The following is a 14,484-nucleotide window of genomic DNA, read 5'->3' as shown; positions in this document are numbered from 1 at the left end:
ATCATCGGTGGACGGCGTTCGTCCGCGGTCAGGCCCCCTTGGCGGCCCGGAACCCGGCTTCGAGGTCGGCGATGATGTCATCCACGTGCTCCAGGCCCACGGACAAGCGCACCAATCCGGGGTTGACGCCCGCGACGGCCTGCTGGTCTTCGGTGAGCTGGCTGTGAGTGGTCGACGCCGGGTGGATCACCAGGGAGCGAACGTCGCCGATGTTGGCAACGTGGGAGTGGAGCTCCAGGCCGTCCACGAAGCGCTTGCCTGCCTCGACGCCACCCTTGATGGTGAAGGCCACCACCGCACCCGTGCCCAAGGGGCCGTACTTACGGCCGCGGTCGTACCAAGGGCTGGACGGCAGGCCAGCGTAGGCGACGGCCTCGACGTCGTCGTGGGCTTCCAGCCATTGCGCCACCTTAATGGCGTTAGCAACGTGACGCTCGACGCGAAGGCTCAGCGTCTCCAACCCTTGTGCGATCAAGAAGGCGTTGAACGGGGACACCGCGGACCCGAGGTCGCGGAGCAACTGCACGCGTGCCTTCAGAATGTAGGAAAGGTTGGCGCCGAGTGCCCCGTCCTTCCCGAGATCGCGCGCGTACACCAGGCCGTTGTAGCTGGGATCCGGGGTGTTGAATCCGGGGAAGCGCTCCGGATCCTTGCCGAAGTCGAAGTTGCCGGAGTCAACGATCACACCGGCTATCGCCGAGCCGTGGCCGCCGAGGTACTTGGTGGCCGAATGAACCACAATGTCCGCGCCCCACTCGATGGGACGGATCAAATAGGGAGTGGACAAGGTGTTGTCCACGATGAGCGGCACGCCGGCCTCGTGGGCGGTGCGCGCAACGCCTTCGATGTCCAGCACGTCTTGGCGGGGATTGGAGACAACTTCGCCGAAGAACAGCTTGGTGTTCGGCTGGACAGCATCCCGCCATTGGTCCAAGTTGTCCGGATCCTCCACGAACGTAACGGAAATGCCGAACTTCTTGAGGGTGTGGGCCAGGAGGTTGTAGGTCCCCCCGTAGAGGCTTGGGCTCGCCACCACGTGGTCCCCCGCCTCGGCGATGTTGAGGATGGCGAAGGTCTCGGCTGCTTGCCCGGAGCTGAGCAAGAGGGCGCCGAGGCCGCCCTCCAGGCTCGCTATCCGCTGTTCCACGGCGTCCTGGGTGGGGTTGCCAATGCGGGTGTAGATCGGTGAAAGTTCAGCCAGGGCAAAACGGTTGGCCGCGCTTTCGGCACTGGGGAACACGAAAGACGTTGTCTGGTAAATCGGCAACGACCGGGCACCTGTGGCGGCATCCGGCTCTTGGCCTGCATGAATCTGGCGGGTTTCGAAAGACCATCCTTGGGACATTGCGTTCTCCTCTGAAGGCGATTTGTGGCGGGACACACCTACGGCGCGGTCATTCATCCGGGCCCGTGATGCTCGTGGTGCAGTGGAAATGAATCCGGGGCGGCTGGAGCCAGTCTAGGAACAGCCGCTCACCATGGATAGCTTTGTGACGCCAGCTGAAATTTCGGGTCCGAATATGTCATGGGCCCTCGCTCCGCAAATAGGTCCTACCATAGTTAGGCTTTACTTAGCTGAGACCCCGATCACAAAGTGCCAAGATGAAGCCATGCGCATGGATCACGTCTCTTACGCCTGTGAACGAGATGGCCTTCTGGCCACAACCGAACGAATTTCCGCAGCTCTGGGAGTGGACGCAGTCCGGGGTGGAGTGCACCCGCGCTTCGGCACCCGGAACATGATCATTCCCCTTGCAGATAACAAGTACCTGGAAGTCGTGGAGGTCTTGGACCACCCTGCTTCCGACAAAGCCCCCTTTGGCCAAGCGGTCCGTGCACGCTCGGCTGCCGGCGGCGGCTGGATGGGCTGGTGCGTCGCCGTCGACGACCTTGCTCCTTTCGAAGAGCGCCTCGGCCGCTCTGCCGTCCCGGGTAACCGCAAGTTTCCCGATGGTCGGGAATTGGCGTGGCAGCAGATCGGTATCCTGGGTTTGATCGCCGACCCCCAGGTTCCCTACCTCCTCAAGTGGGAGGGCGATCCGACGCTGCACCCGTCCAAGGTGTACGAGAGCGACGTGAAAATGTCCAGCCTCACCATCGCCGGTTCCGCGGAACGCGTCACCGAGTGGCTGGGCGAGCCGGTTGAGAAATCGCTTGAGGACGTAGCCGTCCAGTGGATAGCTCCCCGGGGCACCCCTGGCATCATGTCCGTCACGTTCGAGACCGCCACCGGGGCCGTCACCATCTGATCCCTTCCAACCATCCCTGCCTGGACAGACCATCACCTGTTCGAGCCTGGATAAACTTCGGCCGCCATCAGCGGGTGCCAATGATGTCACCTTTCGATGGCGGCCGAGAACATTTAAGCGGGCGCTGCTCCTAGCCGAGGCCTATCGCCTTGCCGAACAGGCTGAAACCTACAAACGCGACGATGTCCAGAAGTGCGTGGGCAACCACCAACGGCATGACGCGCCGGGTTTTGGTGTAGATCCAAGCGAACACCAGGCCCATCACGAAGTTGCCCACAAACGGCCCGAACCCTTGGTACAGGTGATAGCTGCCCCGAAGCAAGGCGCTGACAACAATGGCCGCGGGCGTCCTCCACCCGAACCTGCCAAAGCGGTCCAAGAGATAACCCACTACGATCACTTCTTCGACGATCGCGTGACGAACCGCGGACAGTATGAGCACCGGAACGGTCCACCAGTAGGCATCCAGTCCGCTGGGAACAATAGCGGTGGTGATCCCCAGGGCGCGGCCGACCGCGTACAGCCCTAAAGATGGCACACCGATCAAGGCGGCCAATCCCAACCCCTGGAGTGCGTCCTTTCCGGGACGGGCAAAGTTGAAGCCAAGCCTGGTGAATGCCGTCCCTGAACTCGCCGCACCCGGTGTCGCTGCATGCGTGGACAGGAAATAAATCACCAACGCCACTGGCACCAACGCGAAGGCAATGTCCAGCAGTTGGTAAGTGAGGTCGAAATACTCCCGCGTACTTTGCGATTGATTCAGGGTGGAAGTGCCTTGGGACAAGGGCGCACGCGTCAACTTGTCCAGGAGTTGAACTACGGAGTACACGGCGGACTGGCCCAAGGACAAGCCCAACACAATGAGTACCTCGGCACGCAACCGACGGCGGGAAGCAACAAGCATGTACCTATCTTGCCTGTACTTCCTGCGAGTCCGCTGCTCAGCTGGCGGCGGCGACGATGACTTCGATGCCCTTGGCTTCGAACGCTGCCCGGTCCTGCGCGCTGATACCCGAGTCCGTAATGAGGTGCCGGAACTCGTAGCCCGACATGGCGGCGAAGGACCGGCGGCCCACCTTTGAGGAGTCGGCCAGGACATAGGACTCAGTGGCCCGGTGGGCCATGACCGTGTTGACCATGGCTTCCCCCTCATCGGTGATGGTAGGGCCGAGATCCGGGTCCACGCCGTTGACACCGATGAACGCAATGTCCAAGGCCACTTTTTGCATGATGACGTCGATGTACGGTCCCACGAGTTCGTAGGACCTGGGGTTCAGGATGCCGCCGGTGACCATGATCTTGATGTTGGGGCGGACCGCGAGCTGGGAGGCAATGTTGATGGCATTGGTCACCACGGTAAGCGTGGGCTTGCTGGAAGGAGCGTTGAGGTCCTCCCGCGTGGAGAGCACCTGGGCAAGTGCGGTGTTGCTGGTTCCCCCACTGAGGCCGATGACGGCGCCCGGATGGATCAGCAACGATGCCGCCTGCGCAATGTCCTGCTTCGCCTCGGCATTGTCGTCCCGGTTGTACCGCCCTGGCAGGTCGTAGGACAGCGATCCGGTGGTGGCGCCCCCGCGGGTGCGGCTCAGAAGCCTCTGCTTTGCGAGGCTGTCAAGATCCCTGCGGGCGGTGGCCGGTGACACACCCAAACGCGTCACGATGTCCTCGACTTCCACACGGCCGGTTTCGGCCAGCAGGTCAAGGATGGCGGTCAGCCGATCGGTGCGGGTCATGACAGTATGCCTTTCGCGGCGTCGGGCTATGTCACCTTGGCAAAGTGCACCTTGGCGAATAGCGTGAGCATTCGTGCAGATTCCATTACCAGCGCGTCCCTCCCCGCCTGGATGTACTTCCTGGAATCCACCACTTCAGGATTGGCGTCCAGGTACTGACGGACGCCACGGGTGAAGAACCCGTTCACATGCGTGGATACGTTGATCTTAGTCATACCAGCTTTGATAGCCGCCACGAGCAGGTCATCGCTGACTCCGGAAGAGCCATGGAGGACCAGCGGTTTTCCGACGGCGGACTTCAGCCGGGTGATCAGCTCAAGGTCCAGTGCCGCGCTGCGCTCGGTCATGGCGTGGGACGAGCCAACCGCCACGGCCAACGCGTCCACCCCAGTCGCCTCAACAAAGGCGCGGGCCTCGCCGGGGTCGGTGCGGACGCCGGGGGCGTGGGCACCGTCTTTGCCACCGACCTCGCCGAGTTCGGCCTCGACAAAGGCGCCTCGCTCATGGGCGTACTGCGCCACGCGCGCAGTGGCCGCGACGTTCTGCTCATAGGGAAGGTGCGCGCCGTCGTACATCACCGACCCGAACCCCAAGTCGACGGCGGCAAGCGCCAACTCCTCCAACTCTGCGTGATCCAGGTGCACGGCCACCGGCACGGACGCGGCACGGGCAATGGCCAACGTGGCCACGCCGATAGGCTCCAGCCCGCCGTGGTACTTGACGCAGTTTTCCGATATTTGCAGGATTAGGGGAACTCCTGCTGCTTCCGCGCCTGCCACGAGTCCCTCGGCTGTTTCCACATGGACGACGTTGAAGGCGCCTTGGCCCTCGCCGCGGGCCGCTGCGCGTTCCACGAGTTCCCGCGTGGCGACCAGGGTCATCGGGATTCCTTCCACGTAACCATCAGTTGCTCTTCCAGTTCCTTGAAGCGGGGTGAGATCTCCCCCGCGGCCGGCATGAGCACGGCGGCGGCGGACCACGCTGTTGCCCTGCGGAGGATTTCGCGGGGCTCGTTGATGCCTTCGGCGAGCGCGACGGCGGCAGCAGCCACCGCGGCATCACCTGCCCCCGTAGGGTTGCCGCTCAATGGCTCCGGTAGCCGTGCGGCCCAGTAACCTCCGGGAGCCGCGTGGTCGAAGGCCAGCATGCCCTCTGAACCAGCGCTCACCAAAACCGTTCTTGCACCCATGCCGATCAGCGATAGTGCCGCTGCTTCCACGCTGGCTTCGCCTGTGGCTTCGGCCAGTTCGTGGTGGTTTGGCTTGAGGACATCCGCTCCAGCCCGTGCAGCGGCGATGATCCCGGGACCGGAAGTATCAATGATGGCCGGGATGCCGGCGTCGTGGGCCAGTTGCACCAGTGACGGATAGAAGTGACCGGGCGCCCCAGGCGGCAGGCTTCCGGAGCCGACGAGGACGGACGCCGGCAAGTTTCGGTTACCGCTGACAGCTTCCACGACGGCGGCCGTTAGGGAACGCCATTCGTCCGGCAGCAGGGCTTGGCCTTCTTCGTTGAAAATGGACGTTTCACCGGCCAGCGTGTCCACCAAGGCGATGCTGCGGCGCGTTTCCGCAGCGACTCCCACCAGGGTGTGTGGCACCCCGCTTGTCCACAACTCCGCTGCCAGGGTCTGACCTGCCGCACCCCCTGTAGGCGCGATGGCCAGCACGGGGTAGCCGAGTTGATGGATCACTCGGGCTACGTTGATTCCCTTCCCGCCTGCCCGGCTCAAGGGGGTAGGCACCCTGTGGCTGGCCCCCTCGGTGATCCCGCGAACGGCGTAGGTCATGTCGATGGCCGGGTTCGGGGTGACAGTGATGATGCGGTTCATTGGGACCACGCGGTTCACGGCTGCCTCCGTCGGTGGGCCGTTGACTCCATGGTGCCCAAGAGCGCCCGGGCGTTCATGGCGGCACCGAGCAACCCGGCATCCTGGCCCAGTTGGGCCCGGATGAGTTGCGGACGGCGCTGAAAATCAAGCATGGCGTCCACCGTGGAACGCAGCGGCCGGAGGAGTTCATCACCGGCTTCGGCAAGGCCGCCGCCGATCACCACGGCTTCGGTTCCGATGATGTTGACGCATTGGCAGATGGTGAATGCCAAGGCCCTGACGGCGTCGTCCCAAATGCGGGCAGCGACGGCGTCCTGGGAGCGCGCCCGTATCAGCACCTCGCGGGCGCCCTGGACCTCGACGCCGGTCGCGGCCTGGTAGCGCCGCGCCACGGCACCGGCTGAGCCCACCGCTTCCAGGATGGTGTAGCCGGTTGTCCCCGTTGTCCTGGTTGTCCCGGTTGTCCCGGTTCTTCTGGTTCTCCCGGTTCTTCTGGTTCTTCCGGGGTCTCCGCCATGACCGTTGCCGTGGCCGGCGTCGGGATCAGGGACCTGCGCATGGCCCAGTTCGCCCGCGAACCCACCGGCGGTGACTGCCTTGCCGCCGGAGAAGACTGCAGCAGCGATTCCCGTGCCCACCACCATCACCACGACGTCTTTGAATTCCCGGGAGCCGCCGAAGGTGTGCTCCACGGCAGCGGCGGAGCGGACATCGTGATCGAACGCTACCGGGATGCCAAGGCGTCGCTCTGCTTCTCGGGTGAAGGGGAAATTGCGCCAGCCAAGGTTGGCTGAGTAGATTCCCACCCCCGATGTTGAGTCCACGATGCCGGGAACGATGATTCCTGCCGCCTGCGCCTTGGCCTCCGGAAATTCGGCGGTAAGCTCGGCCGCAAGCTCAGCAATACGGTCGAGGACCGCCTCCCCCGGACGCTGGGAGTCCAGCGGGGTAGGAACACGGCGCATGCCGAGGACCGTTCCGTGGGGATCCACCAGCCCGGCCTTGATGTCGGTCCCGCCGACGTCGAAAGAAAGGACCGGGGATTCTGCGGCTCCAAGAACCATGGCGGAGGTCCTAGGCGGAAGCGTTGAGAATAACCGAGCGCGTCAGGTTGCGCGGCAGATCCGGGTTAAGGCCGCGGGACCGCGCGCGCTCCAGCGTCACTTTATGGACGCGGGCGAGTTCCGCCAACGGGTGCTTTCCGGTGCGCACGTACAGCGCTCCGGTGGCTTCCATGTCCTTATCCAGCCCGTCGGGCTGGTCACCGAACAACCACGTAACCCGTCCAGGGGCGGCAATGGAAATCGGACCATGGCGGTATTCCATGGCCGAGTAGGACTCTGTCCAGCCCTGCACAGCTTCACGCATTTTCAGGGCCGCCTCGTGAGCCAAGCCAACAGTCCAGCCGGTTCCCAAGAAGGTGAACTGTTCTGCGTCCAACAGCTCCCGGGACACCGGGGCGGACACAGCGTCCCGGGCATCGTCGATAGCCTGCTGGACGTCCATGCCCAGGCTTGTCAGCAGGTACACAAGGGCGGACGTGGCGAAGCGTGTTTGGACCACCGAACGCTCGTCGGCGTAAGGCAGCCCGATCACGGCATCGGCAAGCCCAACGATCGGTGAAGACGTATCGCCAATGATCGCCACTGTGGGAACCAAGCCCTGCAATGCACCCAACAACTCCAGTACCTCAGTGGTGGTTCCCGAGCGCGTAATGGCCACAACGGCGTCGTACTGGCGATCCGGACTGTTGCTGTTCAGGAAGGCCTCGGAGGCGGCGAACGCATCCGTCATGCCCTTGCCCGCAGATTCGCGGGCCACCGCATAGCTTTGGGCCATGAACCACGACGTTCCGCAGCCCACCACGGCGACGCGCTGGCCATCGGCAGGAAGCAGCTGCTCGGCCCGGGCTTGTTCGACGGCGCGCTGCCAGACGGCGGGCTGGGAGACCAGCTCTTCCTCCATGAAAGCCCCGAGTATGTTCTCGCTCATCGTGATCCCGTTCCCACACAGCAAATGACGTTTTCTGATCTATGGAAACACTAAACGATCATTTTCGATCTCACAAGGAGTCAGTTGCTCACATGCCGGAACCGCTCCGAACGGTACCTTGCCCTCCACGCCCGAACCGTCAGGGCGATCGTCGCGACCATAAGTGCAGCCACAACAACGACGCCGATAACCCTTACCCCAGGGACGGCGGGCACAAACATCCACACCGGAACCAGGAAGGAAGCCAGGCCTATCGGTAAGCCCGGAACGAAGAGCTCCTTGCCCGGAATCCACCCAAGAAGAGCCGTCTTGGCCCAGAAACGCGTCCACGGCGTCAAACGCACCGGCAACAGCGACAACGCTGTGGGAATGATGGCCACTGGACCGATCGCCTCGTTGGTCCAACCCGTGGCGGACAGCCTGGTGGTGGCGTGGGCCGGGCGCAAAGACTGGACCATATAAGTGAACGACAAAACCGCGAAAGGGACAGCGGCAAGGGGGAGGCACACAAACGCGTAGCCAAGCAACGGCACCAGGACAAACAGCACGAAGACACCGAAAAGGATCAGCATCACCGGGTCACTGTCCGTCACGAAGTCTGCGGAACCAAACCCGTCACCCCCGCTCGTTGCCAAGCCGATGGTCAACGCAGCCGGCAACACAAGGGTCACCGCCCCGATCCCGCTCCACACCAGGCCCATCAGGAGGTAGCCGAATGGCCGCAGCGCGCGCTCAAGGGACGACGGCGGTGTCGTTCGCCGGGCGGGACGGGAGGCGGCGTTTGCACTCGAATAGACATTGGGCCGCATCGGCTTGTACGGAGACATGCCACGATGCTAACCCGGCCGGCGAACTCCGGCCGTCTCGGCCATCGACACGCACGCAGGCGCGCTACACCACCCGCACGCCGGCGCGCCATACCGAATGCGTCAACGGGATCCCCGGCCGGTAAGCCAAGTGCGTAGCCGACGGCGCCTTCAGCATGTGCAAGTCCGCCCGGTGCCCCACCGCGAGCGAACCCACCGCCCGCTCGCCGTCGACGTCGTTCCCCGACTCCCTGCCCAACGCCAGGGCGCCGCCGTAGGTTGCCGCGCGGACGGCCTCGTGGACACTCAAATGCATCTGTAGGACAGCGGTGGTCACACAGAACGCCATGGAACTCGTGTAAGACGTGCCAGGGTTGCAGTTCGCAGCCAGCGCGATCTGGACACCGGCGTCAAGCAACGCCCGGCCCGGGGCCAGGGGTTGGCGCGTAGACAGGTCACAGGCGGGCAGGCAGGTCGCCACCGTACCCCGCGCTCCGGTGCCGGTCGCCGGGTCCCATCCACGCCAACTCCCCGCAAGCGCGGCGATGTCCTCCGGGGAAAGGTGGTTCACATGGTCCACACTCGCCGCACCGAACTCAACGGCCAGCCCGACGCCGGGACCCTCGCCCAATTGGTTGCCGTGGACCCGAAGTCCCAATCCGGCGTCCCGCGCAGCGGTCAGCACACGGCGGGACTGATCCTCAGTGAAGGCGCCGCGCTCGCAGAACACGTCTGCCCAACGGACGTGCGGAAGGACGGCGTCGAGCATGGGACCGCACACCAGGTCGGTGTACTCCTCAGGGTCGGCACCCTCGGGGACCAAGTGCGCCCCCAGATAGGTGACCTCGTCCACTTCCCTCGCCGCGATGCGCGCACTGCGGGCCTCGTTGTGGACATCCAGGCCGTAGCCGGTCTTGCTTTCCACGTACGTGGTGCCTTGGGATACTGCCTCAGCGACCCGGTCCCTGACGAGTCGGGTGAGCTCCTCATCGCTGACGGCCCGGGTTGCACCTGTTGTGACGGCGATGCCTCCGGCGCTGTAGCTCTCCCCGGCCATGCGGGCTTCGAACTCGGCGGTCCGGTCGCCCGCGAAGACCAAGTGGGAATGCGAATCAACCCAACCAGGCAGGACGGCGCGGCCTTCGGCGTCGAGTTTTGCGTCTACGGCGGGAGCATCCTTGGCCGACCCGAGCCATGCGATGCGCTCACCCTCGATCACGATCGCCGCGTCCTTGAGGACCCGGTGTTCCAAGTCCTGGGTCATCAGCTCACCCACGTTGGTGATGAGTGTGCTGCCGCCTGATGCTCCGCCGTGCCCGTCCCAGTTTCCGCTCATGACCCTATTGTTCAGCGCCGGATGGACCAGCGGGTGGAAGCGAGCCGCTCCGCTGTCCGGGATTCCGGACTGTCGGGCTGTACGGTCCCAAGGATCAGTGCGGCGGCCAGCTCCGCGATGCCGGAGGACGTCTGGAAGCCATACCCACCTTGCCCTGCCAACCAAAAGAAGCCCGGGGCTTCGGCGTCGAAACCGACCACCGGAATCGCGTCCGCGGCTTCGGTCCGTAGTCCCGTCCAGGCACGATCCACGGAGCGGATGCCCATGGATGTCACATCGTTGAGCGTAGCGATCAGCTTCTCCACATCACCCGGATAGGGCCGGGCGTCCTCTGGCCCGCTGGGCACAGCTTCCGACGGCGAAATCAACACTTGGTTGCCCTCTGGCCGGAAATAGAACGATTCATCGGCGGCGCACACCATGGGGGTCTCGGGCGGCAACGGGCTCTCAACATTGACGATCGCCGCCGTGCGCCGGTAGGGCTGAAGTCCAAGCTTCTCCACGCCGCTGATGACGGCGAGCTCATCGGCCCACGCACCAGCCGCGTTAACCACGACGCCGGATTGGAACCCCTCCGTTCCTGCACCCACCTGCCAACCGCTCCCGAGCCGCTGCGCTGAGTGCACGCGAGCCCCGGTGATGATATCCACCCCGGCGGTTTCGGCAATGCGCCGATGCTCCTCAAGCAGCAGGGGCGCATTGCAGCCGAAAGAACCGGTATCCAACCCAGCGGCGGTGAACGAATCCGGGTTGAGGGCCGGGCAGAGCCGCAGTGCCTCCTCATGGGAGATGGGTAGCATGTTCCCGCTGGCCTCGGCACGCACGGTCACGTCGTCGCCCACCATCATGAAAGCGCGTGGGGTGAGCACCGCCTCAGCTGCTGTGCTGTCCCTTTCGTGCAGCAGCTCCAGGGTCCGGACGGTCAACTCCTGCACCACCGCCGGGCCGTAACTGGGGATCAGCTGCCGGGCTGAGCGCGAGGACGTGTGGAACGCCAAGGACTGCTCAGCCTCCACCAAGGCAACAGTGCACTTGCCCGCCAGCGCCGATGCCAGGGACAATCCGCCGATGCCGCCGCCAACGATTACCACGTCATAATTCGAAGCCATGGGCCCATCCTGTCAGACGATGGAAATGTTGGTGCTGCTTTACGTCCGGCCGGGTCCTTAGGCGACCGCCGCCCGACTCTTCACAAACGCCTGAACGCAAGCTTCGACGTCGTCCGTGCTGTGCGCTGCTGACAGCTGGACGCGGATCCGGGCTGAGCCCCTGGGCACAACCGGGAAACTGAAGGCCGTCACGAACACGCCGTGCTGGAGCATCTGGTCTGCCACGCGGGCAGCCATGACGGCGTCGCCGAACATCACGGGGATGATGGCGTGCTCGCCGTCGAGGAGTTCGAAGCCTTCCTCGCTCATCCGACGCCGGAAAAGGGCCGCGTTTTCGAAGAGGCGGGTGCGGAGCTCACCGGATTCCTGGACCAGCTCGATCGCCTTGATGGTGGCGGCGACGATGGCTGGAGCGAGGGAGTTGGAGAAGAGGTAGGGACGCGCCTTTTGGCGCAGCATGGCAACGATTTCACCGCGGCCGGAGACGTAGCCGCCCGAAGCTCCGCCAAGTGCCTTGCCGAAAGTCCCTGTGTAGATGTCCACGCGATCCGAGACACCGGCATGTTCGGGAGTGCCTGCGCCGGTGGAGCCCATGAAGCCGACGGCGTGTGAGTCGTCAACCATGACCAGGGCATCGTGCTTTTCGGCGAGATCGCAGATTGCTTCCAGCGGGGCAAGGTAGCCGTCCATGGAGAACACGCCATCGGTGACGATGATCTTGCGCCGCGAACCGGACGCCTCCACCAACTTGGCCTCAAGATCTGCCATGTCCTGGTTGGCATAGCGGAAGCGCTTGGCCTTGCTCAGCCGGATCCCATCAATGATGGACGCGTGGTTCAGTGAGTCCGAGATGATGGCATCCTCGGGGCCGAACAGGGACTCGAACACGCCACCGTTGGCGTCGAAGCAGCTGGAGAAGAGGATGGTGTCTTCCGTGCCCAAAAACCGTGAAACACGGGCCTCCAGTTCCAGGTGGAGGTCCTGTGTCCCGCAGATGAAGCGCACGGACGCCATGCCGAAGCCGCGCTCGTCCATGGCGGACTTGGCGGCAGCGATGATGTCCGGGTGGTCGGCAAGGCCCAGGTAGTTGTTGGCGCAGAAGTTCAGGACCTTGTTGGCCGGCTGCCCCAACTGGCCTGCCGCGATGTGGCTGGCCTGCGGTGAATCGATGTGGCGTTCGGTCTTGAAGAGTCCGGCACTGCGGATCTCGTCCAGCTCGCCTACCAACTGATCTTTGATGGCTGAATACATACGTGCTCCTCAGTTCGTGGAGAGGTTTACAAAGTCTCGGGAGTTCAGGTCTCGGGATTCTCGGGTTTGGCGGTTACAGTGCAGTCCAGTCAAGGACCACTTTGCCGCCGACGCCGTTGCGGGCGATGCCGAAGCCCTTTTCCCACTCGGTTGCAGGCAAGGCGTCCGTCACCACCGCGGAGATGCTCCGGTGCAATACGGGGTTGGATGAGAGCATGGCGCTCATCGCATACCAGGTTTCAAACATCTCGCGGCCGTAGATGCCCTTGAGGGTGAGCATGTGGGTGACTACCTTGCCCCAGTTGATGTCGATGGATTGGCTGGGAAGGCCGAGCATGGCAATGCGGCCACCGTGGTTCATGTTGTCGATCATCTCAGGCAGCGCCGTGGGGTGTCCCGACATTTCCAGTCCGATGTCGAATCCTTCACGCATACCCAGTTCGCGCTGCGCGTCGCGCACACGCATCTTGGAGACGTCCACGGCCAAGTCCACACCCATGTGGCGGGCCAGCTCCAAGCGGGGAGCGGATACATCAGTGATAGCGATTTTCCGGGCTCCTGCATGCCTTGCGACGGCGATCGCCATGAGCCCGATAGGCCCGGCACCGGTGATCAAGACGTCCTCGCCCACCAGCGGGAAACTGAGGGCCGTGTGGACGGCATTACCGAATGGGTCAAAGATTGCTCCCAGTTCCGGTGTGACGGACTCGTCCTGGTGTACCCATACGTTCGTCTCGGGGATGACAACAAACTCGGCAAAGGCACCATCGCGCTGCACGCCAACCGAGACCGTGTGGATGCACATTTGTCGCCGACCGGCCCGGCAGTTGCGGCAGATCCCGCAAACGACGTGCCCCTCCCCCGAAACCCTGTCCCCGACCTTGACGTCCCGGACGTCCTCGCCGATTTCCACCACCTCGCCGTAGAACTCGTGGCCGGCGATCAGGGGTGCCTCGATCATGGACTGCGCCCATGCGTCCCAGCTCTGGATGTGCAGATCCGTGCCACAAATACCAGTGGTCATGACCCTGATTTTGACGTCGCTGGGACCGGCTTCGGGCTCGGGGCGGTCAACGAGCTCAAACCCTGCGTGGGGTCCGGATTTATAGAGAGCCTTCATGGAATTCCTCACTGATGGGCTGCGGCACTGCTGCTGAGACCATTGAAGCGCCGCTGACGATTTAGCACAACTAGATTCTTCTCAATCAACGATTTAGGATTTACTAATGGAAATCCATCAGCTTCAGATGCTCCGCGAGCTCGGGGACCTTGGGAGCGTCAAGGCCGTGGCAGAGACCCTCATGGTGACTCCGTCCGCCGTCTCCCAGCAGCTTGCCCTGCTACAGAAATCGGTGGATGTACCGTTGACGCGCAAGGAAGGCCGCGCACTGGTGCTCACGGACGCCGGCCGTGTCCTTGCCGAGGCGGGGGCCGCCGTCGTGAACGCCATGGCAGATGCCCGCGCGGCTATTGGCGCCTACCACGATGCCCCCGACGCGCCGGTGAGCGTTAGCGCCTTCCACAGTGCGGGGCAGGCGCTTTTCGCGCCCTTGGCGGCGCACCTGGCGTCACGAACGGGGCCCGACGGCGGGAAGTCGCCGACGCTTCGGCTCTCGGACGAGGACGTGGCACAGGAGGAATTCCCCGGTTTGGTGGCCCGGTATGACCTTGTCCTGGCACACCGGATGGACAACAGCCCACCGTGGCCCGAGGACAAGGTGGCTGTGATCCCGTTGGCTGACGAGCCGCTGGACGTCGCTTTGCCGGCCAGCCACCCGTTGGCCTCCCGGCCCCACCTGAACCCGGCCGACGTCGTCCGCGAACCGTGGGTGACCAGCCGCGACGGCTACTCCCCCGCCGATGTCCTTGCCGCGGTCGTTGCCGTCAGCGGCAGGCCAGCAGAGGTCCTGCACCGGATCAACGACTATTCGACCGTCGCCGCGCTGGTCTCGGCCGGCGGGGCGATCGGCTTACTGCCGCGCTTCACCGCCCGCCGGGTGCTCGACGCCGGTGTGGTGCTGCGGCCGCTGTCCGGAGTGAACTCGGTGCGCAAGATCGACATCCTGGCCCGGCCGGAAACCCTGAAAAGGAAATCGGTCATGACGGTTTGCGAATCACTTCAAACCGTCATGACCGGGCTTTCCGGGCCAGCCTGACCTACTTGGGTGGGCTGGCTG

The 14,484-nt window shown here is 64.0% G+C and carries 14 protein-coding genes; 2 read left to right on the top strand and 12 right to left on the bottom strand.

The genetic code is table 11. The features are described 5' to 3' along the window. Nucleotides 1–28: 28 nt before the first annotated feature. Nucleotides 29–1,402, bottom strand: coding sequence for a bifunctional o-acetylhomoserine/o-acetylserine sulfhydrylase (locus QRN42_RS02080; RefSeq protein WP_284977809.1), 1,374 nt, complete (start codon nucleotides 1,400–1,402; stop codon nucleotides 29–31). Between the two features lie 208 nt (nucleotides 1,403–1,610). On the opposite strand from QRN42_RS02080, the gene QRN42_RS02075 reads away from it, so the two are divergent. Beyond that, on the top strand, nucleotides 1,611–2,249 hold the full coding sequence (locus tag QRN42_RS02075) for a VOC family protein (RefSeq protein ID WP_284977807.1): 639 nt from the start codon (nucleotides 1,611–1,613) through the stop codon (nucleotides 2,247–2,249). Between the two features lie 130 nt (nucleotides 2,250–2,379). Here QRN42_RS02075 and QRN42_RS02070 read toward each other — a convergent pair whose 3' ends face one another. The 11 genes from QRN42_RS02070 to tdh form a co-directional block, all read right to left on the bottom strand. Beyond that, nucleotides 2,380–3,153 carry a CPBP family intramembrane glutamic endopeptidase gene (locus tag QRN42_RS02070; protein ID WP_284977806.1) on the bottom strand — a complete coding sequence of 258 codons (774 nt, stop codon included), beginning with the start codon at nucleotides 3,151–3,153 and terminating at the stop codon, nucleotides 2,380–2,382. 37 nt (nucleotides 3,154–3,190) lie between these two features. Continuing rightward, nucleotides 3,191–3,982 (bottom strand): DeoR/GlpR family DNA-binding transcription regulator, encoded by a 792-nt coding sequence (locus QRN42_RS02065; protein ID WP_284977804.1) that lies wholly within the window; start codon nucleotides 3,980–3,982, stop codon nucleotides 3,191–3,193. Nucleotides 3,983–4,008: 26 nt separating this feature from the next. Then, nucleotides 4,009–4,863: a class II fructose-bisphosphate aldolase gene (locus QRN42_RS02060; protein WP_284977802.1), complete on the bottom strand. Its 855-nt coding sequence runs from the start codon at nucleotides 4,861–4,863 to the stop codon at nucleotides 4,009–4,011. Continuing rightward, complete coding sequence (locus tag QRN42_RS02055) at nucleotides 4,860–5,813, bottom strand: 1-phosphofructokinase family hexose kinase (protein ID WP_284977861.1); 954 nt, start codon at nucleotides 5,811–5,813, stop codon at nucleotides 4,860–4,862. The genes QRN42_RS02060 and QRN42_RS02055 overlap by 4 nt, the downstream gene beginning before the upstream one ends. A gap of 14 nt (nucleotides 5,814–5,827) precedes the next feature. Beyond that, nucleotides 5,828–6,877, bottom strand: coding sequence for an ROK family protein (locus tag QRN42_RS02050; protein ID WP_284977800.1), 1,050 nt, complete (start codon nucleotides 6,875–6,877; stop codon nucleotides 5,828–5,830). 10 nt (nucleotides 6,878–6,887) lie between these two features. Then, a complete protein-coding gene (locus QRN42_RS02045; RefSeq protein WP_284977798.1) occupies nucleotides 6,888–7,805 on the bottom strand; it encodes an SIS domain-containing protein in 918 nt (305 codons plus the stop codon). An 80-nt stretch (nucleotides 7,806–7,885) separates the two neighbouring features. After that, nucleotides 7,886–8,632, bottom strand: a complete 747-nt coding sequence (locus QRN42_RS02040; RefSeq protein WP_284977797.1) for a hypothetical protein — start codon at nucleotides 8,630–8,632, stop codon at nucleotides 7,886–7,888. A 64-nt stretch (nucleotides 8,633–8,696) separates the two neighbouring features. Then, nucleotides 8,697–9,947: an imidazolonepropionase gene (gene hutI, locus QRN42_RS02035; protein WP_284977796.1), complete on the bottom strand. Its 1,251-nt coding sequence runs from the start codon at nucleotides 9,945–9,947 to the stop codon at nucleotides 8,697–8,699. Nucleotides 9,948–9,958: 11 nt separating this feature from the next. Then, entirely contained in the window at nucleotides 9,959–11,056 is a 1,098-nt protein-coding gene (locus QRN42_RS02030) for an NAD(P)/FAD-dependent oxidoreductase (RefSeq protein WP_284977795.1), read from the bottom strand. Nucleotides 11,057–11,113: 57 nt separating this feature from the next. Continuing rightward, nucleotides 11,114–12,307, bottom strand: coding sequence for a glycine C-acetyltransferase (locus QRN42_RS02025; RefSeq protein WP_284977794.1), 1,194 nt, complete (start codon nucleotides 12,305–12,307; stop codon nucleotides 11,114–11,116). A 73-nt stretch (nucleotides 12,308–12,380) separates the two neighbouring features. Then, entirely contained in the window at nucleotides 12,381–13,427 is a 1,047-nt protein-coding gene (tdh, locus tag QRN42_RS02020; protein WP_284977792.1) for an L-threonine 3-dehydrogenase, read from the bottom strand. Nucleotides 13,428–13,533: 106 nt separating this feature from the next. Between tdh and QRN42_RS02015 the strand changes: the two genes are divergently transcribed. Then, nucleotides 13,534–14,463 carry a LysR family transcriptional regulator gene (locus QRN42_RS02015; RefSeq protein ID WP_284977790.1) on the top strand — a complete coding sequence of 310 codons (930 nt, stop codon included), beginning with the start codon at nucleotides 13,534–13,536 and terminating at the stop codon, nucleotides 14,461–14,463. Nucleotides 14,464–14,484 lie beyond the last annotated feature (21 nt).

It is taken from the genome of Arthrobacter sp. fls2-241-R2A-200, from assembly GCF_030209745.1.
Classification (GTDB): Bacteria; Actinomycetota; Actinomycetes; order Actinomycetales; family Micrococcaceae; genus Arthrobacter.
Note: the sequence above shows the minus strand (reverse complement) of the source record. Positions and strands in the feature narration are given on the sequence as shown.